The sequence below is a fragment of the Solibacillus sp. FSL H8-0538 genome (assembly GCF_038003525.1).
Classification (GTDB): domain Bacteria; phylum Bacillota; class Bacilli; order Bacillales_A; family Planococcaceae; genus JBBOPI01.
The window spans coordinates 71910-94650 of record NZ_JBBOPI010000001.1 but is presented as its reverse complement, the minus strand read 5'-3'; the positions used below and the strand labels follow the sequence as shown (position 1 = coordinate 94650).

Genomic DNA, 22741 nt, shown 5'->3' with positions numbered 1-22741 from the left:
TTCTATTGATTTCGTTTATAAATAATAAACAGTCCCTTTAACGTTAAAAATGCATCAACCACGTCAATCATTTGTGTTTCATTCGCAATTAAGCTTGCTAATCCACCTGTTGCAATAACGAGCGGCTCTTCTTTACTTTGCGCCTTCATGCGACTTACAATACCTTCTACTTGACCAACAAAGCCGTAAAAAACACCTGCCTGCATAGCAGATACCGTATTTTTGCCAACGACTTGCGATGGACGTGTAATTTCAATACGTGGTAGCTTTGATGCTTTCGTATAAAGCGCTTCAGTTGAAATTGTGATACCTGGGGCAATGGCTCCGCCCATATAATCTCCGCGTTCATTCAAATAGCAATACGTAATAGCCGTTCCAAAATCGACGATAATAAGTGGGTTGCCCCCATACTGCGCTAGTGCTGCAGTTGCGTTGACAATACGGTCCGCACCAACTTCGCGTGGATTTTCGTACTTAATATTAAGTCCCGTTTTCACACCCGGTCCCACGACGAGCGGCTTCACGCAGAAATATTTCGAACACATCGCCTCAAGCGCGAACATAATTGGCGGAACAACAGAGGATATAATAATCCCCGAAATTTGTTCAAATGAAATGCCCTCATGCATGAAAAAAGCCTTTACCTGCATCGCATATTCATCTTCCGTTTTTCGCGGATCTGTTTCCATACGCCAATGATACACAAGCTGATCTTCACGATACACACCCAAAATAATATTTGAATTTCCTGCATCCATTACTAGAATCATTGGAATCCACCTACCTGCATCCATTTGTAAAAAATAATACCATACAACAAGTACTAAGTGACACTAATCCGCTACCGGAACAGCAATAACCTATTTGAACAACAGGTCTCACCACATAAAAAGCTGATTGCCCCAAAGAGACAATCAGCTTTTTGTTATTTACGATCTTCGTTAATGCCTTGAGGATGCTCCATTGTGATGTCCTTCGGTAAATCATCCGTTGTTGGATCTAATGGTTCACCAATCACTTCTTTGTTAATCGATGGAGAACCCGCTTTTTCAATAACAGGGACTACCTCTGAAGTGTTTTGTTCAGTTTCAGAAACGACATCTACTAGCTCTTCCGGAAGTTCCCCGAAATCACGTAAGTGCTCAATTTGTTGCGCATTTAATGTTTCGTGCTTCATTAAAGTAGTCGCAACTAAATTCAGTAATTCACGTTTTTCAGTAAGAATCTGTCTCGTACGATCATATTGTTCACCAACAATGCGTTGGATTTCTTGATCGATTTCATATGCGATTGCATCTGAATAGTTTTGATCTGAGTTAAAGTCGCGTCCTAAGAACACGTTACCACCTTGACTTGAACTGAATTGAGTCGGTCCAAGTTTATCACTCATACCATACTCAGTTACCATAGCACGTGCAATACTCGTTACTTTTTGGAAATCATTATGCGCACCTGTTGAAACTTCACCAAGGACGATTTCCTCCGCAACACGACCACCGAGTAACCCGGCAATACGGTCAAGCAACTCTGGTTTTGTAGTAAAGAAACGCTCTTCCTTCGGTAACATAATCGCATATCCACCCGCTTGACCGCGTGGTACGATTGTTACTTTATGCACAGTGTCTGCTTCGTCTAGCGCTAAACCAACAACAACGTGACCCGCTTCGTGGAAGGCAACAAGTTTCTTCTCTTTCGCTGAGTACACACGGCTTGCTTTTGCAGGACCTGCAATAACACGGTCAGATGCTTCATCAATATCAATCATATTAATTGTTTTTTTGTTTTTACGAGCAGCAACAAGTGCAGATTCGTTTAATAAGTTTTCTAAATCGGCACCGGAGAATCCTGGTGTACGTTGCGCAACTGCTTGTAAATCAACTGAATCAGCTAGTGGCTTATTGCGCGAGTGCACTTTAAGAATTGCTTCACGGCCTTTTACATCTGGGTGTCCAACTGTTATCTGACGGTCAAAACGACCTGGACGTAGTAATGCTTTATCTAAAATATCTGGTCGGTTCGTTGCAGCGATGATAATAATACCTTCATTTGCGCCGAAGCCATCCATCTCAACAAGTAATTGGTTTAATGTTTGCTCACGCTCATCGTGACCACCACCAAGACCAGCTCCACGCTGACGACCTACTGCATCAATTTCATCAATAAAAATAATACATGGTGCATTTTTCTTTGCGTTCTCGAATAAATCACGAACACGACTTGCCCCGACACCGACGAACATTTCTACGAAGTCAGAACCTGAAATCGAGAAGAATGGTACGCCTGCTTCACCCGCAACAGCTCGTGCAAGTAATGTTTTACCCGTTCCGGGTGGACCTACAAGTAAAATACCTTTCGGGATACGTGCCCCTATTTCAGTAAACTTACGGTGATCCTTTAAGAAGTCAACAACTTCTACTAGTTCTGCTTTTTCCTCGTCAGCACCTGCTACGTCAGTAAAGCGAACTTTTTTCTTTTCAGTATCATAAAGCTTAGCCTTTGATTTACCAAAGTTCATAACTTTATTGCCTCCACCTTGAGACTGGCTCAATAAGAAGAAGAATAAAATAATGATAATGATGAACGGGATAATGCCCGTAAAGAAGCTTACCCAGCCACTTGTTTCTGGTGCTTTTTCAACTTTTACATTCGGATAATCCTTTTCAATACTGAAAATTCGATCCAGTGTTGATTGGTCATTTTGTGGTAGGTTAACAGTGAATGTTTCACCTTCCGCAGCACCTTTGAAGCTACCTTCAACTACATAAACGCCTTTATCCGGTTGCAAGGTAACCCCTTCAACCTTGTTTGACTCTAGTGCCTCGAAAAACTCGTAATAACCGACTTCTTCAGTCGTTGTTTTGCCACCATTAAAAGTGCCAAAAATTCCAATAATCACGAGAAAAATTAGTAAATAAAATATGGTGTATCGAAATATTCGATTCATCCCCAGCCTCCTCACAACGTTACAGAAAAACTAATAAGTAAAATCTTAACATACCCTGATTTCTTCATACAACGAAAAGCACCGAGCAATTTGCATTTCTAATGATTTTTGTCAAAATCATTACACAATTAGCTGACTTAGAATGAATATACTTCGCGTTTAAGGATACCAATGTATGGTAAGTTACGATATTTTTCTGCGTAATCTAAACCATAACCAACTACAAATCCGTCCGGCACTTCAAAGCCCACCACATCTGCTTTTAGCTCTACTTTACGACCAGATGGCTTATCTAAAAGCGTCACGATTTTAATCGATTTTGCTTTACGATATTTAAATAAATCCACTAAATAACTTAATGTTAACCCGCTATCGATAATATCCTCGATAATAATTACATCGCGGCCCTCAACGCTTGTGTTTAAATCTTTTAAAATTTTTACTTCCCCAGAAGAAACTGTCGCGTTACCGTAACTTGAAACGTCCATGAAATCCACTTCGATATATGAATCAAAACGTTTCATTAAATCAGTCATAAATGGCATCGCACCCTTAAGTACACCTACTGCTAATGGGAAACGCCCGTCATATTCAGCTGTTAGTTCTGCTCCCAGCTCCTTTAAGCGGTCTTGAATTTGTTCTTCGCTAATCATAATTTTTTCAATATCATTTTGAATCATCATCGATTCCTCCTTTGATTGTTCAAACGCTCTAAATAGATCGACGCTCTATGACTAAAACACAGTCATCCTCAATGCGTCTCATTTTAGAAAATTTGTTGTTCACACGCACAGCTAACACTGCCAATATTTCATTTTGAAAATCGACGAGCAACGGCCAGCAATCTCGTTCAACTAAAGGAATCTTTTCATCAATAAAAATGCGAGACACTTTTTTGTATTGCTGCATACCTTGTAATGCAATACGGTCTCCATCCTCACGAGCCCTTACATATAACGGAAAGCAAACGGATGTCGAGTTAAAAAAATAGGTCGTTACCTGTTCACTCAGCTGTACATTTATGCCAGAGCACTCTCCTATGTACACACACATACCATTTAATTCATTCCACTCATTTAAAGCAAGTTCTTGCTTCACCATGTACGTAAATGGATGTTGCTTTTCAAAGTATACTTCCCCGTACTGGCGTCTAGCAATAAAGTCCTCTGGCAAATTGATTGTGATACTGCCGTCTAACGTTTCAAATAGCTTCATAACCGATGTGCATAACGCAGAGCTTTGAATCGTGTTTGAACCGTTATAAAGATAGTTTAATAGTATTAAAATGATCCTTCTTTGTAAAGCGGGTGGTTCGTTTTGAAACGCAATAATTTCCATTACATAAGAATTATCTCCATTTTTCACCACATATTGCGAAAACCGTGTTTGTGCGACCTCATTTAAATACAAATCATCTTGCCGCAGCTGCTCCGCTAATTGAACAGCATGCAAGGATACATTTGGATTTTCTTGCTTGAGAAGCGGGACGATACGATGGCGAAAACGATTGCGTGTGTAGTCTTCTTTCGCGTTGCTGGCATCTTCGCGAAAAATCCCTTTGTTCCCTTGTAAATATTGCCCAATTTCCTGTTTTGTAACCGTTAAAAATGGTCGAATTAACATTCCTTTAAAAAAAACTCTTTTTGGGCTTATCCCTTTTAGCCCATTTAACGAGCCAGCTTTCGTAAGTGCCATGAGCATTGATTCGAGCTGATCGTCTGCGTGGTGTGCTGTAACAAGCTTATTTATGCGATACTTCGTCATTACGTCCTTAAAAAAATTATAACGCTCGCGGCGGCAAATTGCTTGTGAATTACCCCCCTCGCGCTCCATAATATTTGCAATAGAAATCGCACAGCTCGCTACAGGTAGTCCACGCTCTTTGCAAAACTGCTCCACAAAAAGCCTGTCCTGTGCAGAAGGCTCCCCTCGCAACATATGATCCACATGTGCGACGACTAGGTTCACTCCGAGCAATCTTTGAAATTTATAAAAAAAAGAAAGAAGCGCCATTGAATCCACGCCTCCAGAACAGGCGATGAGAAGACGTTCACCACTCTTTATTAATTGCTGCTCTTTAATATAGGTTAATACTTGATGCTCTAGCTGGTCCATCTCCTCACCTCATTTATAAAAGTTGCTCACTGGTTGGCCGAAATACTGACCACTGCGAATTTAGGTGCGCCAGTTTAAATAGCATTACCGTGCAATCATCATCCATTTTATATACTTGCTTATACTGTGCCATTACGTCATATAATATCACATTTAGTGCCGCACCTTTGTGAATACATTGGCGAATTAACTGTAAAAAAAGCGCCTCCTGCTTGGCCCAGTCTTCCGTACTTGCAAATAGTCCGTCTGACACCATGATAATGATATCTTCTGCCAACAGTTGGATCGTTTCGGTTTCAATTGTAAAGACCGGCATAAATCCAATCGGCGCGGTTTTACTTTCAATTTTAAAGAGCTTCGGACCTCGTAAAATATACGTCGTCATGCCACCCGCCTTCCAACACCACAATGTTCCTACTTGCAGGTCAACTAACGCAAAATCAATTGTCGCGTACATATCTACATCATGTTTTAGCGATAACACGTAATGCATCGTATGCATTGCCGTTTCTGGATCCATATTATAATTTAGGCAATCCCGCATCATTTGAATAAGACGTGTGCTTTCGCGTTGTGCCTTATGGTTATTGCCCATTCCATCAGAAAGCATAATCGCCACAAGACCAGCATGCACCGGGAATATTGCATGTGCATCTCCAGAAATCTGAACGCCATTCTTCGTGCGCTTATATATATCATACTCCAATTTATAGCGAACTGCTGATTGAAAACGCATTTGCACATAGGCAAACGGAAAGGACTGTTGCATAATTTCTTGTCCTTTAAGCGGTTCATCTAGTAATTCACTTAAAATATGCCCCATTTGTTGCATAAGTATTGTCGGATCTTCCTCGCAAATCACATAAAAAATAACATCCCGCTCGCCAACATTATTATTTAGCCAATTTACTTGAAAACAAGAAATCCCGTGCTGCTCTAAATGATCAATAATGTTTTGCTCTGTTGCATAGGATGTACTACCACTCTTCATATTTTCTAAGAGTAACTCTAGATGATGGCTTAAATCACGTAACTGCAGTGCTACCATTTTCTTTCCGTGATAGAATTGACCATTCATATGTTCCTTATGCAATTTTGCTTCTAGCTCTTCTAGCAGTTTAGCTGATTTAACACATTTCATTTTTAATTGTTCTTCTGCACGCACTACCTCTAGTGGCTTACTACTTCTTTTCATCATAAGCCACTGCGCAATTGGTTGACTCATTCCATTTTGATTATTTTCCCAGCATTGCTCAAAGCGAAAACAACTCGCACAAATCGAGAGCGGTTCAATTTGCTTTTGTGCTTGAGCATGCCGTACGTTCGTAAAACGGTCAAATACAAGATCCTTCATAAAAGAAACGAATTGTTGAAACTGGATGAGTTGATTTGTAGCGAGTGCAGTCTTTTCGAGTTCCTGCTCGTTAGAATGGCTCGTTTGCATTGTATAAATTGACGCGCTAGCATCCAAATACCGTTGGGGCAGAAGTACGAAGGCAATCGTCGCGGTTAGAATGGATACAAAATACACAGTATCTAAAGGCAATGTCGCATCATAAAGAAAGAAAAAGATACTCGGTATGAGGCTAGCAGTCGCGAGCGCGAGCCGTCCAAGTCCCCTGCATGCCCCGACAATAACCCCTGTCACCGCATATAGGGCAAGCATACCAGTAAAGGATAGCTGCGCCACGCCGACAAAAATCCCGACGACTACAGCGACTATGACACTTGCCGATATCCCACCAACGGCCGCTGCAACACAAATAAACAAGTGTAGCACTATTGGGGTCAGCGCAAAATATACGAGAGTTACTGATTCCATACCGGTAATCACCACCGCCATAATTAACAAACCAGCACCAATGCGTTCAGTTGTCCATTTTTTTGTCCAAAATTCATGCAAAGGCACGAAGAAATGATTCATGAACAGCATCATAATAGCAGCAAAGAAAATCTCATAAAATACATAAAGTTGCACAAGAAATGGCGGTATCCCACCGTAAGACATTGTTTGCCACACAGCTTGTACAAGAAAAATTGTCAACGCCACCGCTACTGTTGACGGCAAGCGCCAGTAACGGAAACGGCAAATACACTCTATAAGTAGCACTTCTACACCTAACATAACTGCCTGTCCCATATTTAAATTTAATGCGCCAATAATTCCTCCAAGTAGCGTTGCGGTTTTAAAACGCTCATAACGTAAACGAACAATACACCAAAGCGGTAAAAAAAAGGGCACAGCGGCATCAAAAAACACAGCCTGCGCTAAAAATAATGCAATTAAAAAAAATATAACGTTCAATGCGGTTGTCATTTTTTTATGCTGTACTGCAGCATCCTCATCATTTATAAAGCGTTCATACACTCTCTCCCCGATTACCGTCATATTCCTCATCCTTTACCGTTTTTGCCCATTATATAAAAAACACTGTGTAAAATTTGTCTATTTATATAGGCATCTTCAATAAATCGTTCGACGTAATAAGCAATTCAAACGGAAGATGGCATTTATAAGTTTTTTTTTTATTTATTTCGACTGTTTTCCCTCACTAAAATCTTAAGTTTTTTCTATTTTTATTAATTTTTTATTAAAAGAGTGCTTGACACTTTGTATATTAACATTGTATTATACATATTGTTGTTAATTTCGGCGGTGTAGCTCAGTTGGCTAGAGCACTCGGTTCATACCCGAAAGGTCGTGGGTTCGACTCCCTCTGCCGCCACCATTAACGGCCCGTTGGTCAAGCGGTTAAGACACCGCCCTTTCACGGCGGTAACACGGGTTCGAATCCCGTACGGGTCATCCTTAAAAAGGAGATGCCTCAGCAAAGCTGAGGCATCTCCTTTTTTCTATTATGTTATTGCAATAAAACTACTATCAAAATCAATATGCCGGTTCTAACATCATATCTTAGCCTCAAACTGCGCAATTCATAATTCCTCTCTCGCCTTTATTCTTAAACATCTGCTAGATTCAGCATTTCTCCACTTTCCGCGTCGATTGCTTTATGACAATCGATTAATTCGCATAAAATATACTGTTTTTGTACTTTATCAAACACGTAAATAGGCGTTATCTGTATATAGGGCTTTATTTTTTCAAGCGCAACTTCCTTTGAAATCAGCACTTCTCCAGCTGCTTTGTATTCATCATAGGCATCTAGTAGCAATTGATTATCTAAATAATTGATCGCCTCATAAGTTCGATCATCAATCGATAACTGGAGTTTTCTTTTAAAAATAAAGCGGTTTGACTCGACTAATTTTAGTATTGCTTGTATATAGTGATGATGACGGTGCACCGTTGTCAGTATCCATTTTCCGGAATCTTGCGGATACACTTGCCGTAAAAAATTCGTTGTGACTTCGATACATTTCACTAATTCTTGCTCGGTAAACAGACGTGTACTTGGGTGAGGCTCGCAGTTAGTTGCCTGTTCCAGTGTGATTTCTTTGTTAAATTGGATTGGCTTACGCACGAAAGGTCGGCCAATAGGTGATGCCCAGCTTAGTATTTTATGTACGGGAGTATCTGGCTTATCTTGTACGGTAAATTCATAAGGATACGTTTTATCTCCACTATATGCCACAAAAATTTCTTCAATGGCATATAGAGATTTCATCGTTTTGTTTTCATTTGAAGGTAGTGTGGTAAAAGTTAGCTGTTGCTCTATGATTGACTGTCTATTTTCTGTTGTCAGCATAAAATGATTTTCTTTTATAAGTTCTTTGCACGGAAATTGTCCATGCACAATGAAGGTTGTCAACTGCCCGGATTCATGATATTTAAGTTTGATATAGCCTGAAGGAGAAATGGGTATGCCATTGAAGCATTCTCTGAACAAAAGATGGCCTGGCTCCTCAAATTCAAGTTGAAACTGCTCATGATATGTATAGCCAGTCATTTTCTCAATCCAGTCAATGATCTCATCTGTTGACTTATTAATAAACGGTGCGTATGTTGCATTCGAAACACCACCGACAAAAATAACTCTTACTACTCTTCCGCTATGAAAATCGATATCAATAATCGCGTTTCTCTCTGGATTTTTCTCCTCATCAAACCCTGTTTCGAATTTCGATAGCCATTCCATTGCTATTGTGTAGGATGTTTGACCGTAAATATCTACATGATGATGAAGTGAATAATTCAATAAATCATATTCCACTAAACCAAATTTTTGTTTCGTATCAGCAATTAAGGTTTGGATTTTCTGTCCCATCTCACCACTCCTATGAATTTTTATCTTATAATTTATTTATACGATTATAATTGGTAAAAGTTTCAAGTTGCCAACACTTTACCAGGGCGATAAAAATAATAGGGTTTTAAAAACTCATTTTTTCAAAATGGCCAATCTGATGCTACAACATAATTATTAATAAGTGAATAACCATACTTTATACCTAAAATGGCACATATTTTTTAATATGTCGTATAGCTAGATTCAAGGTTTTGGATTTTTTTATCAAATGGAACGAAGGGAAAATATTTGTTATAGTAGTTCACCAAGTACATGTTATATAAGAGAACCCTATTATACGAAACTTTTTTGGAAAGTTCTGTAGAGGTATTGGAGAAAGACGTATTTAGGGACTCTCATAATTTACGAACGCGCAAATAATGGAAATACCCGTGCTTTGCTTTATAATATAAATAGTGAGGGAGGTCATTTCGTTTATGACTCAAAATTTTACATATTTAATGTTTCTATGTGCAGCAAGTATGTTGCTTATTGTTGGCGGTGTATTATTAACGAACTTGCCAATTATCATGCAAATTATCATGATTTCAATAGGTTTACTGTGCGGTATTGTGTGCTTTATAACATTAATACGTCTGTTAATACATACTAATCAAGACGACACAAAAAAGATGTGACCCGAATTCGAGTCACATCTTTTTGCCTTACGTTCTATTTCACACTTTTTCTACGATTAAAACAGCCAGCAAACTACCCTCTTCTAGCTCCACGGCCGCCGCGTTTTGATTCTGTTGCACGCTTTAATGTAGTAAGACGCTCATCGCTATCCTTTAAGAAACGCGCCATTTTTTGCTCGAAATTTTCTTTCGGTTGGCGATCGTTACGCTCGTTTTGACGATTATCACGGCGTGGACGTTGAGGACGCTCTGGTCGTTCAGCTTGAGGTTTCGCCTTTCTAATTGAAAGGCCAATTTTACCATCCGCTTCAACATTCATCACTTTAACCTCAACAACATCCCCTACTTTAAGATGTTCGTTAATGTCTTTTACATAGTTGTCTGCCACTTCACTAATGTGTACTAAACCCGTTTTGCCGTCTGGCAGCTCAACGAATGCTCCAAAATTTGTGATTCCTGTTACCTTACCTTGTACTTTGCTGCCTACTTCAATTGACATAAAAAAAATGCTCCTCCTTAAAAATTAAGCGGCTTCTATTAAAAGCCATGTAATCAATTGTAATGAAACTTTTTTACGATTAGTTTCTCTTCTAATTATAGCTAACATAAAAAGAGTGTCAACAAGACACTCTTTTTAACGGGAAAAAATACCAAAAATGGGTCGAATCTTCACTAAAAAGAGTCGGTATCCACCATAATTTATTCTCCCTCTTCCTCAGACTGCGATTCATTGCCTTTTGGAATCGTAAAAATAATCTCGTCTTCTTCTGATAAAAAGTATTCTTTACGTGCTAGCTTTGCAATATATTCATCATCTTCAAGTTTAGTAATTTGTAATTTTAACATTTCCTGCTTTTCTTTTACCACTTCAAGCTCTGCCGCTACTTCTATCTTATGCGCCTCTTTTATAGCTAATCGTTCATTTTGAGACATAATCGTACTTACTAAAAACGCAGTTATACATGCAGCACCAATGAAGAAAACAAGTAATCTCCTTCGACGCAGTACAGCCTGTTTTTTCTTTATTTTTTTACTTGCCATTGGATTTGAACGGACATAGTCATTTTCTAATGTTTTCACATTGCGATTATGTAGTTCATTTGGTTCATTTTTCGGCGCCATTCCGTCTCCTCCTAACCAATCTAATAGTACTATTCATTATACGATTTCGTTACCGTTTTTGAAAGTAATTTGGAATAAATTTCATATAAATTTTATAAATAGGTGTCACTAATATTTTTATAACCTTAATCGTCAAACGGATTACTCCACGCACTAAGCGAACAAATAGATGACCCATGTAAAAAAACGGTTTAATTAGTATATTCACAAAAATTCTCCCTAAAAAACGAAAAATTTTTTGAAAAAAAATTTCATATACAAAAATCCCTACAATCTGGGCAAGTGGGTCAAGAACGCGCCACTGCCCGCCTTTAATTAAATACATAAAATAAAATGTACACACGCCAAGGAACAACCACACGATGCTTTCAATTATAAAAACGAATCGCCGCATAAATGTATAGTTCAAATAGCTAGTGGTCATAGTTCGCACGAAGTCAATAACAGCCCCTACAAACATGCCACTTATAAACATCACTACAATGCTTACAAGCTGGGCATTCATCATCATCCGAACAATTTATGGAGGAAACTTTTCGAGAGCCCATTTTCTTCTTCATCATACTGCAGTGTCTTTACTTCACCTTCTAGTGTTAGCAACCCCTTGTCCACATCTAAATGAACAATGCGCAAGCCTTCACCACGAATAAGTAAGTGTCCTTGTGACGTATTAACAAAAAACTCTTCTTGATCAAAGCGTTCGATTGATTTTACTGATGTCATGTCCATTCGCTTTCGATTGCGTACCGTTACTAGATGATCTCCTGAAGAAATCGTATAGCGATTACTTTCTTGATGAATCGTCATATTTGTCCTCCTTTTCAATTGTTCTTTACAATCTATGCGCCAACTAAAAAAAGCATGACAACAAAATTTTGTTGTCATGCTTTTTACTAGTTTTCGTCATCAATAAATTCAGGTTCTACCTTATCTAGCTTTTCTTCTTTTAATATCGTAAACATCTTCACCGCTTCTTCTTTACGTACATTTTCACGTAACTCTTCGACGCGTGCTGTCACAATTTTTTGCCCGAAGCGGATCGCTAACTCATCATCAACTTTGACCGGTGTACCCGCTTTAGCAACCTTACCGTTAATTGCAATACGACCTTGTACAGCTACTTCTTTTGCTAACGTACGACGTTTAATTAAACGCGAAACCTTTAAAAATTTATCTAAACGCATAACCTACTCCCCTTTTTCTAGACGCTTCGCTTCATCCCAAAAAGCGTCTAACTGTTGTAATGTAAAGTTTTCAAATAGCTTGCCACTGACGCGTACCGCTTGCTCTACATAGGCAAAACGACGTGCGAATTTTTCGTTGGCATGCAGCATTGCTTCCTCTGGTGAAATTTTATAAAAGCGTGCAATATTTACAAGTGTAAAGAGGACATCTCCAAATTCATCAAGGCGCGTCTCGTTCGAACCATCTGTCACTTCATCGCGGAACTCCTGCCATTCTTCTGCGAATTTATCCCAGGCATCTGCTGCATTTGGCCAATCAAAGCCCACTGACGCGGCTTTTTTCTGATAGTTATATGACGTTTGCAGTGATGACTCGGCACGGTATTCCCCGGCAAGCAAGGCACCTTCTAGGCCGTCCTTCTCCTTGCGTTTAATCGCTTCCCAGTTTGCGACAACTGCTTCTGCATCTTCAGCTACTACATCGCCAAATACATGTGGATGACGGCGAATCATTTTTCCCGCGACTGACGCCAGCACTTCTTCTAAATTAAAGTAGCCATTGTCTTCACCGATTTGTGCATGTAAGAACACTTGCAAGAGCACGTCCCCAAGCTCCTCAACCATCGCAAAATCGTCCTCTGCATCAACTGCCGCTAAAAATTCATGCGCTTCTTCCAGTAAATATTTTTTTAATGATTCATTTGTTTGCTTTTGATCCCAAGGACAGCCACCTGGTCCGCGCAAGCGTGCAATAATACGACGGAGAGTTGACCAGTCGCGAAGCGCATCTTCATCACTTTCCACAGGTGGCACATATACGGTTGTTAAATTATTTATTTCTGCTACTTGGTCTAATTCATAAAGCGGGACTGTTCGCAGTTGCTCCTGGGAAGAACCCGCTGCTGTTACGATTGTTACCGGATAATCATCGCGGTATTTTTCCATCAGCGTTAACTTTACTTCTGAAGCGCTAAATGCGTCATAAACTTGTGCGATTAAAATATGCTGCCGCATATTAATATCGTGCATTGACATGCTCGTACCATCTAATAGTTGAAAGCCTTCAATTGGGTCAATTTTTAGCGCACCAAAAATCGGGTCTAAAAAGCTTTGCCCACCTTCAATCGTTAAGTTTACGCGACCCGCGCTATCTGCTTCGATTAAATTTTGCACGGTTTGCTCTGCAACAAGTGGATGACCCGGTACAGCATACATGACATCTGCTGTTTGTGCTGCAGCAATTAATGTTTCCGCAATTTCTGTGTAAACGGGCGCAAAAGTATCATGCTTTTCATAAACGGCGTCAAAGCTCTCAAACACAACACCTTCTTTAGCTAAGTCTGCTAATACGGGATGATCCACCGTGCGCACATATAATTTTTTGGCAGTTTTCAATTTTTTATAAACGCCCATTTGCAGCTGATCAAAATCTGCCGCTCCAAGACCAATAACTGTTAATTGATACATGTTCTACACCTACTTCTTTCGATTTAACCATAATTGATATGTTGCCATTCTTCGCCCAAGCGGAATTAAAAACCATTCCTTTACCGCAAGTAAACGGAGTTTGGCAACAATAGTAATAAAGACAAAGGCGCCTGCGAAAATTAAAATACCGCTATACCAAACCGCACTTATCCGAGAGTTTTCTACGTCACCTAGTATATTAGTTAGTAGCACTGCCACTAATTTTACTGTGAAAATCATTGCTACACTTGCGATAACAAGCTGAACGTAAAACCTCCTAGATGCTAATTGGACTGACATCAAACGCTTCAAGTACCAAATTAGCGCCACCGCAGCCACAATTAAACCAATATTGCTCGCTAGCGCCGCACCAAACATTTCAAACAGCTGAATCAATAGTAGGTTACCTAGTATTTTCAGTAAAATTCCTATTAGTAAAATTCCTGCTGGCACTTTTAATTTACTATAACCTTGTAAAATCGCCGTAAACGTTAAAATAATTGACAACGGGATGATTTGCACAACATATAGCATTAATACCCCAGACAGGGCATCCGTTTTAAATAGCATGACGTTCACATAAGGCATGACCAAAATTAAACCGAGCGCTGCTGCTACAGCGAATAAAATGGCTGTTCTATACGTAAGTTGTATGAAGGGAATTGCCCCTCGTCCATTATTATTTTTTGATTTAAAGGCAACAAGTGGGACAATCGCTAATGATAATGATGACGCAATAACAATTCCTAGCTGGACAAGTGGTTGGCCGCGGTCATAAATACCCTTTAACTCCATCGCTTCAACCTCAGCCATCCCAGACTGTATGAGCATCGAAAATACTGAAAAAGAATCTACGAGTTGGAAGCATAGTAAGAGTAAACCACTCATACTAATACTGACACTAAAAAACGTCACTTCTTTAATAATTGGCCAAGCTGGCACATGAATTTTCGGCAAATTCTTCGAGCCTAGCTTCTTCCTCATATAAAAAACGAGTAAAATCACACCTGCTACTTCACCCAGCACCGTACCGAGCATCGCCATCGTCCCCGCTGCATAAACAGACTGTGATGTGGCCATCACAATGACCGTACCTACTAAAATAATCGAAACGCGAATCATTTGCTCAAATACTTGTGCATACGCAACTGGTTCCATCATCGCTTTTGCTTGATACGTTCCTTTTAATAGGGCGAGCATCGGCATACAAAGTGTTACAAATGCACCTGTTCGCAGTAACGGCGCTAGCTGGGCATCCCACATAAATCCAGCAAGAAGATCTGCACCGAAAAACAACACACAGAAAAAAATAAGGGACAACGCCGTTAAATAACGAAAGATAATCGTCGACACAGCTCGTTTTTCAGCTTCTGACTGGACACCAGAAGATTCAAAATCTGCCAGCATTTTAGATATGGCAACAGCAAAGCCCGTTGAAGTCCAGACAACGAAAAATGCAATAAATGGATACACTTGCTGATAGACATAAAACCCTTGATCGCCGACTAAATTTTGAAAGGGAACGCGGTACGCAGCACTGAGCACTTTGACAATAATTGCTGCAACCGTTAATAACAAAGCCCCTTTCATATAACTTTTCATTCCAAAATTTTGAGAAGACATTCTATATCCTTCCTCTATTTATACAATATCACCAGTATATCATGAAGAACAACAGCGCTAAAGCGCCTGCTTTGCCCCGACAAGCGCTGGAGAGTCCGAAGTGAAGGCGCTCTTTGCCTTCGCCCAAGGACAGACCGCGACCTCGAGAGGCTGGCGCTTTAGCTGAGACATAATTAGAAAGCAATACTTTTTTAACCACTAAAAAACGTCCTTTTCTACAAGGACGCCTTCGATAGTACATTAGTTTTCCATTTGCTTTGCTAAAAAATTAGCTGCCGTTTCTGCATTTTTTTGCTCCATTTCACCGATAAAATGAACCTTTGATAATAAATATACTGCACCAATCGGGTCACCATTCGAAACTATCGGGGCAACACAATACGATTTTACTTGTTCAAATTGTCCGGCTACTAGCTCGATGGACGTTTCCATCTTTTCTGTCGTTACTGTGCGTACCTTCATAAATTCTTCAGCAAACGCAGTTAAACGTTTCGACACATAATCTTTCTTAGAAACACCAGCAACTGCAATTATTTCATCTCGGTCACTAATGAACGCTGGTGTCCCTAATGTTTCGTAGAGTGCCTGAACATATTCCTGTGCAAACTCCCCTAAGTCACTAATGGGTGAGTACTTTTTCAAAATAACTTCGCCTTCACGATCCGTATAAATTTCTAATGGGTCACCTTCGCGAATGCGTAGTGTTCTTCGGATTTCTTTCGGGATGACAACACGACCTAAATCATCTATGCGGCGTACGATTCCTGTTGCTTTCATTGATCTATTGCCTCTCTTTCACATTATTCATTTTAAAGATGTTATTAGTATGCATTGCAATTGGTCAATGTATGCAATAAGTACATGAAATGATAAAAGATAAAAGTTTTAACTACCATCCGTTTTTCCCCATGTTAAATATCTTGGTGGATTTTTTACTAGGAATTTCATAATTTTTTCTTTCTTCAAAAAATAAAAATTATCGTACACACCCTTAATTCAACGAAGGAATTCGAAATTTCATCATCTTATTTTGTGTAATGTATCGCTAACAATACTTTGGAGGTGGAATGGATGCGAGTTTTGCTAGCAACATCGACATCAGAATCATTTCGAAGTAACAACTATAATGCGCGAACTCATTTCGCTATATACGATCCAACAAGCCTGGAAAACCGTGCGACTGTCGTTACAAAGTTTGAAAATGGTATTTATAAGCGTTATTTAGAAAAAGCAAATGGCCAACGCGACTTACTTATAGCTTCATCGACACGTGAAAAAATGTTTTTAGAGAAGCGGATTAAACACGCGAACCGCGAAGAAATGATGCAGCGTTTAAACTATACGAACGGAGTCCACTATAGCACGATTAATAATATTTTCTTTCAACATTAGAAAGACATGAAAAGGTGGCTCAGTTCATGAGCCACCTTTACGTTATACTTCTCTTTTTGCACCTGCTACAATTTGTATCATTTTCTCTAACACATCAAAGGGTAAATAGTTGCCACATTTCTTTTGATCAATTGTTAATGTCAATTTCCCACCATCCATGCCAAAACCTACTGCGCGCCCAAATTCCATTGATTCCTCTACAATTTTACTGCCGTCTACTACAGCCGTACCTTGCTCGGATACATTTATCGAGATGATGCCTTGTTTTTCTTTAATTGCCGTAACACCTGCTTCAATTGCCCATGCTTTCATTCGTGCAACGCGCATTAAGCGTTCCGTTTCGACTGGTAAATTACCAAATCGGTCCTGCAGTTCATCCATAATTTCGAAATAATCCTCTACACGTTCCATCGCTTTAATACGTTTGTACATTTGAATTTTTTGAAAGCCGTCTGGGATATACGCATCTGGAATGTACGCATCAATGTGTAAAATAATTTCTACCTCAATTTTGTCCTCTACCTTCACGCCACTGCGACGTTCTTCAATTGCTTCTTCAAGCATTTGCGAGTATAAATCGAATCCAACTGAATCGATAAAGCCATGCTGTTGCGCCCCGAGTAAATTTCCGGCACCGCGAATCGATAAGTCTCTCATCGCAATTTTAAATCCTGAACCGAGCTCGGTGAATTCTTTAATGGCTTGCAAGCGCTGTTCTGCTACATCCGTTAGTACTTTATCTCGTTCATACATAAAGTACGCATAGGCCACGCGACTTGAGCGCCCAACACGCCCACGAAGTTGATACAATTGGGACAAGCCCATACGGTCAGCGTCGTGCACAATCAGTGTGTTTACATTCGGAATATCGACACCCGTTTCAATAATGGTCGTCGTTACTAATACGTCATAATCCCCTTCAAGGAATGTTAAAATGACTGATTCAAGCTCAGATTCGGTCATTTTTCCATGTGCAAAACCGACACGTGCATCCGGAACCAGCATTTGAATTTCCTCGACGCGTTTTGCCATATCCTCAACGCGGTTATATAAGTAAAACGTTTGTCCACCTCGAGCCATTTCACGTTCGATTGCCTCACGTACTAACGCCCCGCTATGCTCCATTACATACGTTTGAACAGGGAAACGGTTTTGTGGCGGCGTTTCAATAACAGATAGATCACGCACTCCAACCATTGACATATGAAGTGTACGTGGGATTGGTGTTGCCGTTAACGTCATGACGTCAACGTTCGTTTTCATTTGTTTAATTTTTTCTTTATGCGTAACGCCGAATCGTTGTTCCTCATCCACAATAAGTAAACCAAGGTCCTTATAGGCCACATCTTTTGATAAAATACGATGCGTACCAATGACAATATCTACTGTACCCTCACGTAAGCCTTTTAATGTTTCGGTTTGCTGCTTTTTCGTACGGAAGCGACTAAGTAATCCGACATTGATCGCATACTCTTCAAAGCGCTTTTGAATCGTTTCAAAATGTTGCTGTGCTAAAATGGTCGTCGGTACGAGAAAGGCGACTTGTTTACCATCTAGAATGGCTTTAAAGGCCGCACGAATGGCCACTTCAGTTTTGCCGTACCCAACGTCTCCGCACACAAGTCGGTCCATAGGGCGTTCGCGTTCCATATCGCGTTTTACCTCGATAATAGTGCGCAGCTGATCCTCTGTTTCTTCGTACGGGAAAGCATCTTCAAATATACGTTGCTCATCCGTATCTGGCGAGAACGCATAGCCTTTTTCTGCCTCACGCTTGGCATAAAGCTTTATTAAATCATCCGCAATATCTTGTACTGCTGCCGATACTTTTGCTTTTGCCTTTTTCCATTCCGCACCACCGAGCTTATGTAGCTTCGGTTCCTTATCCTCTGACGGCACATAGCGCTGAATGAGATCAATTTGATCAACCGGCACATATAATTTATCATCCGCGCGGTAACGTATGTGCAAATAATCTTTATGATTGCCGTTAACAACAAGCGTTTCTATGCCGATGTACTTCCCGATTCCGTGATGCACATGGACAACGTAGTCACCTGGTTTAATTTCAGTATAGCTTTTAATACGTTCGGCATTCGTCATTTTTTGTGGACGTGTTTTCTTTTTCGCTTGCTGCTTAAAGAGTTCATCATCTGTGACAACAGCAATTTTTTGCAACGGTAATTCGAAACCAGCAGACAGCGTAGCATCCACTAAATAAATGCCTGCTTCACTTGGCATACCCAAGTTGGCATGAATCTCATAATCTTGTAGCATCGTTTGCATAGATTTCAAACGATCTGCGCCAGTTGCAGTAAATAATACGGTGAACCTTTCGTTTTTCCAGCGTTCCATTTCGTTTTGCAGTAAAGCAATTTGACCGTGGAATTGCTGCATTGGCTTACATGAAAAGTTCGTCGTTTTCTGAAAACTTATGCCTGAAAATGCACGGGAGAAAAGGGCAAAAAATAATTTTTGCTGTTCAAGCATAGCGAGTACTTCTTTAAGCGAATAGGATGGCTTCACGTCATGCAACATTTTGCCTTCTTCAATAAGTGATAGAAACCATTCATTTTCCTCGCGTTCCCAAGCATCCATTACTTCCTGGATGCGACCGAGCTCATCAAACAATACGATTCCGTCGCGCGCAAAATAATCACCCAAAAAGGCCGCCTGCTCAAACATCAGCGAGCCATATTTATTCACATGATCTGGCAAATGCCCTTGTTTGAGCATTTCAATATCTAGCTGAATATTTTGGACAAGTAACTCCTGTATTTCTATCTTCTTCACCTTTTTTAGGCTTTTAGCTAACGCATTTTCGAGACGCTCTGCAATGTCTCCGCGTTGCTCTGGACTAATAATCACTTCCATTGCCGGTAAAATACGAATTTGTTTCAGCTTTTCAATCGAGCGCTGATTGTCAGCAGAAAAAGTACGAATGGAGTCAATTTCTGTATCAAATAATTCAAGTCGAATAGGCGAGTCTGCATACGGTGGGTAAATGTCTAAAATACCGCCGCGCATTGCAAACTCACCTGGTGTTGTCACCATCTGACTACGTGTATAGCCCATCGCTACTAATTGCAATAGCCAATGTGTTGTATCAATTTCTTCGCCCACTGCTGTTTGTAAGTAATTCGTTTTCCACTGCTGTGGTGGTGTCATCATTTTACGCATGCCGGCTACTGGAATAATATAAATGCCGACATGTCCGTTTGCTAATCGGTCCATTGTCGCAATACGCTGCGCACGAAGCTCAGGCGAAGCAATCGTCATATTCGCTGCAATGAACTCATCGGCAGGATAATAATGCACAAATTCTTCTCCAACAAGTGACACTAAATCATCAACAAGCTTCTGTGCCTGTAATAAATTCGGCGAAATAATATAGATCGATTTTTTCGTTTCTTTGAAGATCGTATGGAGTAAAGCGGGCCTTGCACTTCCTGTCAGTCCAGTTACGAGCTGCTGATCTGCTGAGCCGTCCTTAATTTGTTGTAAAAAAGTGTTTATATGTTTATCTTGCGAGAATAATTGATGAAAAACGTCCACGAAAAAACTCCTTCCCTAGTTATGACTTGAACTATGCGTATCAAAAGCGGAAAAAGCCTTGGCGCCGTATAGGCTACCAAAGCAATCTCCTTACTGTAACCATCTTTTTAATGCGTGATAGTCTGGAAATTGGCGTAGTGAGTCTTCACAATGCTCGCAAATGCAATGAACTGTAGTCTCACCATGCGCATCCTGTTCAATATAATCATCTACTTCCCCAATCTCGAACTGATGAAGCTTTCGAATCGTTTCATCTGCATCAAATGGCAAGGTACCTATCTCTGTTTCACAATGTCTGCAACGATAATGTACAGGCATCATCTCGTCCTCCTTTGAATACCGTTCTGTACTCAAAGTATAGACTTGGACATCTTGTTTTATGCACCGTTAAACTGATTCATCACATCTAAAAACTTTTGCGATAACGCCGCTTCTACCGCGTTACATGATTTTTGAATTGCTTCTTCTACGACTGGCGCATCTTCTTTTGAAAATTTTGATAGCACATAATCGGCTACCTTCATACCTGCTGGCGGACGGCTTACGCCGACACGAATACGATCAAATTCCTGCGTACCTAAATGCTGAATAAGTGATTTGATGCCGTTATGACCACCTGCACTACCTTTTTGACGAAGGCGCAGTTTGCCTGTTTCTAAATCTAAATCATCATAAATGACCACAATATCTTCTACATTAATGTCAAAATAATCCATTAGTGGACGCACGCATTCACCCGATAAATTCATATATGTTAGCGGCTTCAATAAAATGACTTTACCTTCCGGACGATGCACGCTCGCGTACATGCCGTTAAATTTCATTTGGTTCAACGGTGTACCCCATTTATTTGCTAGTACATCAATGATATCAAAGCCTATATTATGGCGAGTATGCTCATATAGCTTACCCGGATTTCCTAAACCGATAATTAATTTCATAAAAATCGCATCCTTTTTCTCTAATCCTAGATTATTTTAACATATAATCAAAAAAAACTACTTTCTTCTCTTCATGTAGACATATAAAAACCCGAGTGCTGCTGTAAATCGGACAAGTGTGCTCATATTCATGGCTACATCCATATTAAACGCCTCAAGTAACCAAATTCCAATTTGTGGAGCAATAAATGCCACGATGGCAAGTAGCACATTATACGACGTGATGCAATACGTACGCGTTTCGTTCGGAGAGTTTTCAAGTAGCAAGTTAAATAATATTAATACTGTTCCTGATACAAAGATACCCGACAATGCATACATCCATGTTAAATAATAAAAATTCGTTGAAAGTGCAGTTAGTAACGGGGCTGTTGACATACCGAACGCCACCCACACAAAAACACGCATATTCCCATAGCGCTCGGACCATTTTCGCCATAACGGGAAAGAGAAAATTTGCGCGAGCATATTACCAACATTGAACATACTGACCCAAAAAATTGTCGCTTCTGCGTAGCGTACATTATAAATATTAAAAAGCCCCCACGCCATTTGCCAGCCGAAATTAAAACATAGCGCAACGAATAGGAAGCGAACGTACGCATGATCTTTAAAAATGGTCCAGTCCATTGCACGTTTTTTTTCAAGCCTTATAACACGTATAGGTTCTTCGTGATGCAGTAAAAATATCATTTCAGCTACTCCAAAAAGAAATGTACACGCAAATAGCAGTTGGTACGCTATTACGCTTTCTGTCGCATCACGCATCACAATCCCAATAATCAGTGTCGACACTAATCCACTCACCGTTAACAGCCGATTCCGGTCACTAAAAAACTGCGCTCGCCGCTGCTCTTCAATAAGATTGCCGATAAATGATTGCCAGCCCATATTAACCATCGTATTGGGGATGCTCATCAGGGCAATTAAACCGAGCAACACCCAAGAAGTAACTGAGCTCGGGACATACGTAATGAATAGAATGAGTAAAAATACGAGACGAGACGCTAATACAGAAAAGGCTACAAGCTTTCTCTGTTCAACAGCCTTATTTAAAATAATTGCAGCCGGCACTGTCATTAACAAAGTAATAAGTGGAGGGATTGAACTAATTAGTCCTACCTGATAGTTAGTTGCACTTAAAATCGTCATCGCAAAAAGTGGGATATAGCTACTCGATGCATTTGTAGCGAGTGTAGATGCCATCCCGTGATAAATGCTCATTTTTTCATTATGTGTTCTCATTGCATCCTCATAATCCGTTCATTTTAATTTTAATTCTGCCTTTGATTATAGCGGATTCTCCTAGGAATACGAAGTAGTATGCAGAACAATTGCGCCAGAGTATCCGGAGTGAAGGCGCTCTTGCCTTTGCCAGAGGACAGACCGCGACCTCGAGGGGGTGGCGCTTTAGCCTAGACGTTGCATTTACTTATTTAAAATGTTATCCATTAGGAAAAATTTAATAATTCCCTTAACAATTAAAAAACCCATTTAAGGAGAATTCCTTAAA

Annotated in this window: 20 protein-coding genes and 2 tRNA genes; 4 read left to right on the top strand and 18 right to left on the bottom strand. The window is 40.1% G+C overall.

Going from position 1 to position 22741, the window contains the following annotated elements; genetic code table 11:
- Window positions 1-2: 2 nt before the first annotated feature.
- The 5 genes from MHH87_RS00415 to MHH87_RS00395 form a co-directional block, all read right to left on the bottom strand.
- On the bottom strand, window positions 3-770 hold the full coding sequence (locus MHH87_RS00415) for a type III pantothenate kinase (protein WP_340747390.1): 768 nt from the start codon (window positions 768-770) through the stop codon (window positions 3-5).
- A gap of 155 nt (window positions 771-925) precedes the next feature.
- On the bottom strand, window positions 926-2944 hold the full coding sequence (ftsH, locus tag MHH87_RS00410; protein ID WP_340747389.1) for an ATP-dependent zinc metalloprotease FtsH: 2019 nt from the start codon (window positions 2942-2944) through the stop codon (window positions 926-928).
- A gap of 137 nt (window positions 2945-3081) precedes the next feature.
- Window positions 3082-3624 carry a hypoxanthine phosphoribosyltransferase gene (gene hpt, locus MHH87_RS00405; RefSeq protein ID WP_340747388.1) on the bottom strand — a complete coding sequence of 181 codons (543 nt, stop codon included), beginning with the start codon at window positions 3622-3624 and terminating at the stop codon, window positions 3082-3084.
- A 31-nt stretch (window positions 3625-3655) separates the two neighbouring features.
- A complete protein-coding gene (gene tilS / locus MHH87_RS00400) occupies window positions 3656-5059 on the bottom strand; it encodes a tRNA lysidine(34) synthetase TilS (RefSeq protein ID WP_340747387.1) in 1404 nt (467 codons plus the stop codon).
- Window positions 5060-5072: 13 nt separating this feature from the next.
- Window positions 5073-7448, bottom strand: a complete 2376-nt coding sequence (locus MHH87_RS00395) for a SpoIIE family protein phosphatase (RefSeq protein WP_340747386.1) — start codon at window positions 7446-7448, stop codon at window positions 5073-5075.
- 263 nt (window positions 7449-7711) lie between these two features.
- Between MHH87_RS00395 and MHH87_RS00390 the strand changes: the two genes are divergently transcribed.
- Window positions 7712-7788, top strand: a tRNA-Met gene (locus MHH87_RS00390).
- A gap of 5 nt (window positions 7789-7793) precedes the next feature.
- Window positions 7794-7865: transfer RNA gene (locus MHH87_RS00385), tRNA-Glu, on the top strand.
- Window positions 7866-8019: 154 nt separating this feature from the next.
- Here MHH87_RS00385 and MHH87_RS00380 read toward each other — a convergent pair.
- Window positions 8020-9285 (bottom strand): hypothetical protein, encoded by a 1266-nt coding sequence (locus MHH87_RS00380; protein ID WP_340747385.1) that lies wholly within the window; start codon window positions 9283-9285, stop codon window positions 8020-8022.
- Between the two features lie 458 nt (window positions 9286-9743).
- On the opposite strand from MHH87_RS00380, the gene MHH87_RS00375 reads away from it, so the two are divergent.
- Window positions 9744-9944 (top strand): sodium:potassium antiporter, encoded by a 201-nt coding sequence (locus tag MHH87_RS00375; RefSeq protein WP_340747384.1) that lies wholly within the window; start codon window positions 9744-9746, stop codon window positions 9942-9944.
- Window positions 9945-10017: 73 nt separating this feature from the next.
- Here the strand turns inward: MHH87_RS00375 and MHH87_RS00370 are convergent, their stop codons facing one another.
- The 8 genes from MHH87_RS00370 to spoVT all read right to left on the bottom strand — a co-directional run bounded on the left by MHH87_RS00370 (window position 10018) and on the right by spoVT (window position 16117).
- Window positions 10018-10443, bottom strand: a complete 426-nt coding sequence (locus tag MHH87_RS00370) for a S1 domain-containing RNA-binding protein (protein ID WP_340747383.1) — start codon at window positions 10441-10443, stop codon at window positions 10018-10020.
- Window positions 10444-10643: 200 nt separating this feature from the next.
- On the bottom strand, window positions 10644-11066 hold the full coding sequence (locus tag MHH87_RS00365; protein WP_340747382.1) for an FtsB family cell division protein: 423 nt from the start codon (window positions 11064-11066) through the stop codon (window positions 10644-10646).
- Window positions 11067-11115: 49 nt separating this feature from the next.
- Window positions 11116-11571 (bottom strand): spore cortex biosynthesis protein YabQ, encoded by a 456-nt coding sequence (gene yabQ / locus MHH87_RS18835; RefSeq protein WP_445683110.1) that lies wholly within the window; start codon window positions 11569-11571, stop codon window positions 11116-11118.
- Window positions 11572-11573: 2 nt separating this feature from the next.
- The gene (gene yabP / locus MHH87_RS00360) at window positions 11574-11873 is read right to left on the bottom strand and encodes a sporulation protein YabP (protein WP_340747381.1); all 300 of its coding nucleotides are present in this window, start codon (window positions 11871-11873) and stop codon (window positions 11574-11576) included.
- A gap of 86 nt (window positions 11874-11959) precedes the next feature.
- The gene (locus tag MHH87_RS00355; RefSeq protein ID WP_340747380.1) at window positions 11960-12250 is read right to left on the bottom strand and encodes an RNA-binding S4 domain-containing protein; all 291 of its coding nucleotides are present in this window, start codon (window positions 12248-12250) and stop codon (window positions 11960-11962) included.
- 3 nt (window positions 12251-12253) lie between these two features.
- Window positions 12254-13717 (bottom strand): nucleoside triphosphate pyrophosphohydrolase, encoded by a 1464-nt coding sequence (gene mazG / locus MHH87_RS00350; RefSeq protein ID WP_340747379.1) that lies wholly within the window; start codon window positions 13715-13717, stop codon window positions 12254-12256.
- Window positions 13718-13726: 9 nt separating this feature from the next.
- Window positions 13727-15340, bottom strand: a complete 1614-nt coding sequence (locus MHH87_RS00345) for a putative polysaccharide biosynthesis protein (protein WP_340747378.1) — start codon at window positions 15338-15340, stop codon at window positions 13727-13729.
- 240 nt (window positions 15341-15580) lie between these two features.
- Window positions 15581-16117: a stage V sporulation protein T gene (spoVT, locus tag MHH87_RS00340; RefSeq protein WP_340747377.1), complete on the bottom strand. Its 537-nt coding sequence runs from the start codon at window positions 16115-16117 to the stop codon at window positions 15581-15583.
- Between the two features lie 294 nt (window positions 16118-16411).
- Here spoVT and MHH87_RS00335 point away from each other — a divergent pair, with 294 nt between their 5' ends.
- Window positions 16412-16732, top strand: a complete 321-nt coding sequence (locus MHH87_RS00335) for a hypothetical protein (RefSeq protein WP_340747376.1) — start codon at window positions 16412-16414, stop codon at window positions 16730-16732.
- A 42-nt stretch (window positions 16733-16774) separates the two neighbouring features.
- On the opposite strand, the gene mfd is transcribed toward MHH87_RS00335, so the two are convergent.
- From mfd to MHH87_RS00315, 4 genes are all read right to left on the bottom strand, one after another.
- The gene (mfd, locus tag MHH87_RS00330) at window positions 16775-20287 is read right to left on the bottom strand and encodes a transcription-repair coupling factor (protein WP_340747375.1); all 3513 of its coding nucleotides are present in this window, start codon (window positions 20285-20287) and stop codon (window positions 16775-16777) included.
- 90 nt (window positions 20288-20377) lie between these two features.
- Window positions 20378-20605 (bottom strand): anti-sigma-F factor Fin, encoded by a 228-nt coding sequence (locus MHH87_RS00325; protein WP_340747374.1) that lies wholly within the window; start codon window positions 20603-20605, stop codon window positions 20378-20380.
- Window positions 20606-20664: 59 nt separating this feature from the next.
- Complete coding sequence (gene pth / locus MHH87_RS00320; protein ID WP_340747373.1) at window positions 20665-21228, bottom strand: aminoacyl-tRNA hydrolase; 564 nt, start codon at window positions 21226-21228, stop codon at window positions 20665-20667.
- A 57-nt stretch (window positions 21229-21285) separates the two neighbouring features.
- Entirely contained in the window at window positions 21286-22473 is a 1188-nt protein-coding gene (locus MHH87_RS00315; protein WP_340747372.1) for an MFS transporter, read from the bottom strand.
- Between the last annotated feature and the right edge of the window lie 268 nt (window positions 22474-22741).

Coding starts and splice junctions, on each gene's coding strand:
- MHH87_RS00395 (WP_340747386.1), bottom strand. CDS start 7,448: ATGACGGTAATCGGGGAGAGAGTGTATGAACGCTTTATAAATGATGAG.
- MHH87_RS00380 (WP_340747385.1), bottom strand. CDS start 9,285: ATGGGACAGAAAATCCAAACCTTAATTGCTGATACGAAACAAAAATTT.
- MHH87_RS00355 (WP_340747380.1), bottom strand. CDS start 12,250: ATGCGTTTAGATAAATTTTTAAAGGTTTCGCGTTTAATTAAACGTCGT.
- MHH87_RS00375 (WP_340747384.1), top strand. CDS start 9,744: ATGACTCAAAATTTTACATATTTAATGTTTCTATGTGCAGCAAGTATG.
- ftsH (WP_340747389.1), bottom strand. CDS start 2,944: ATGAATCGAATATTTCGATACACCATATTTTATTTACTAATTTTTCTC.
- MHH87_RS00325 (WP_340747374.1), bottom strand. CDS start 20,605: ATGCCTGTACATTATCGTTGCAGACATTGTGAAACAGAGATAGGTACC.
- MHH87_RS00370 (WP_340747383.1), bottom strand. CDS start 10,443: ATGTCAATTGAAGTAGGCAGCAAAGTACAAGGTAAGGTAACAGGAATC.
- MHH87_RS00315 (WP_340747372.1), bottom strand. CDS start 22,473: ATGAGAACACATAATGAAAAAATGAGCATTTATCACGGGATGGCATCT.
- tilS (WP_340747387.1), bottom strand. CDS start 5,059: ATGGACCAGCTAGAGCATCAAGTATTAACCTATATTAAAGAGCAGCAA.
- MHH87_RS00365 (WP_340747382.1), bottom strand. CDS start 11,066: ATGGCGCCGAAAAATGAACCAAATGAACTACATAATCGCAATGTGAAA.
- yabQ (WP_445683110.1), bottom strand. CDS start 11,571: ATGAATGCCCAGCTTGTAAGCATTGTAGTGATGTTTATAAGTGGCATG.
- yabP (WP_340747381.1), bottom strand. CDS start 11,873: ATGACGATTCATCAAGAAAGTAATCGCTATACGATTTCTTCAGGAGAT.
- MHH87_RS00345 (WP_340747378.1), bottom strand. CDS start 15,340: ATGTCTTCTCAAAATTTTGGAATGAAAAGTTATATGAAAGGGGCTTTG.
- MHH87_RS00415 (WP_340747390.1), bottom strand. CDS start 770: ATGATTCTAGTAATGGATGCAGGAAATTCAAATATTATTTTGGGTGTG.
- mazG (WP_340747379.1), bottom strand. CDS start 13,717: ATGTATCAATTAACAGTTATTGGTCTTGGAGCGGCAGATTTTGATCAG.
- spoVT (WP_340747377.1), bottom strand. CDS start 16,117: ATGAAAGCAACAGGAATCGTACGCCGCATAGATGATTTAGGTCGTGTT.
- MHH87_RS00335 (WP_340747376.1), top strand. CDS start 16,412: ATGCGAGTTTTGCTAGCAACATCGACATCAGAATCATTTCGAAGTAAC.
- pth (WP_340747373.1), bottom strand. CDS start 21,228: ATGAAATTAATTATCGGTTTAGGAAATCCGGGTAAGCTATATGAGCAT.
- hpt (WP_340747388.1), bottom strand. CDS start 3,624: ATGATTCAAAATGATATTGAAAAAATTATGATTAGCGAAGAACAAATT.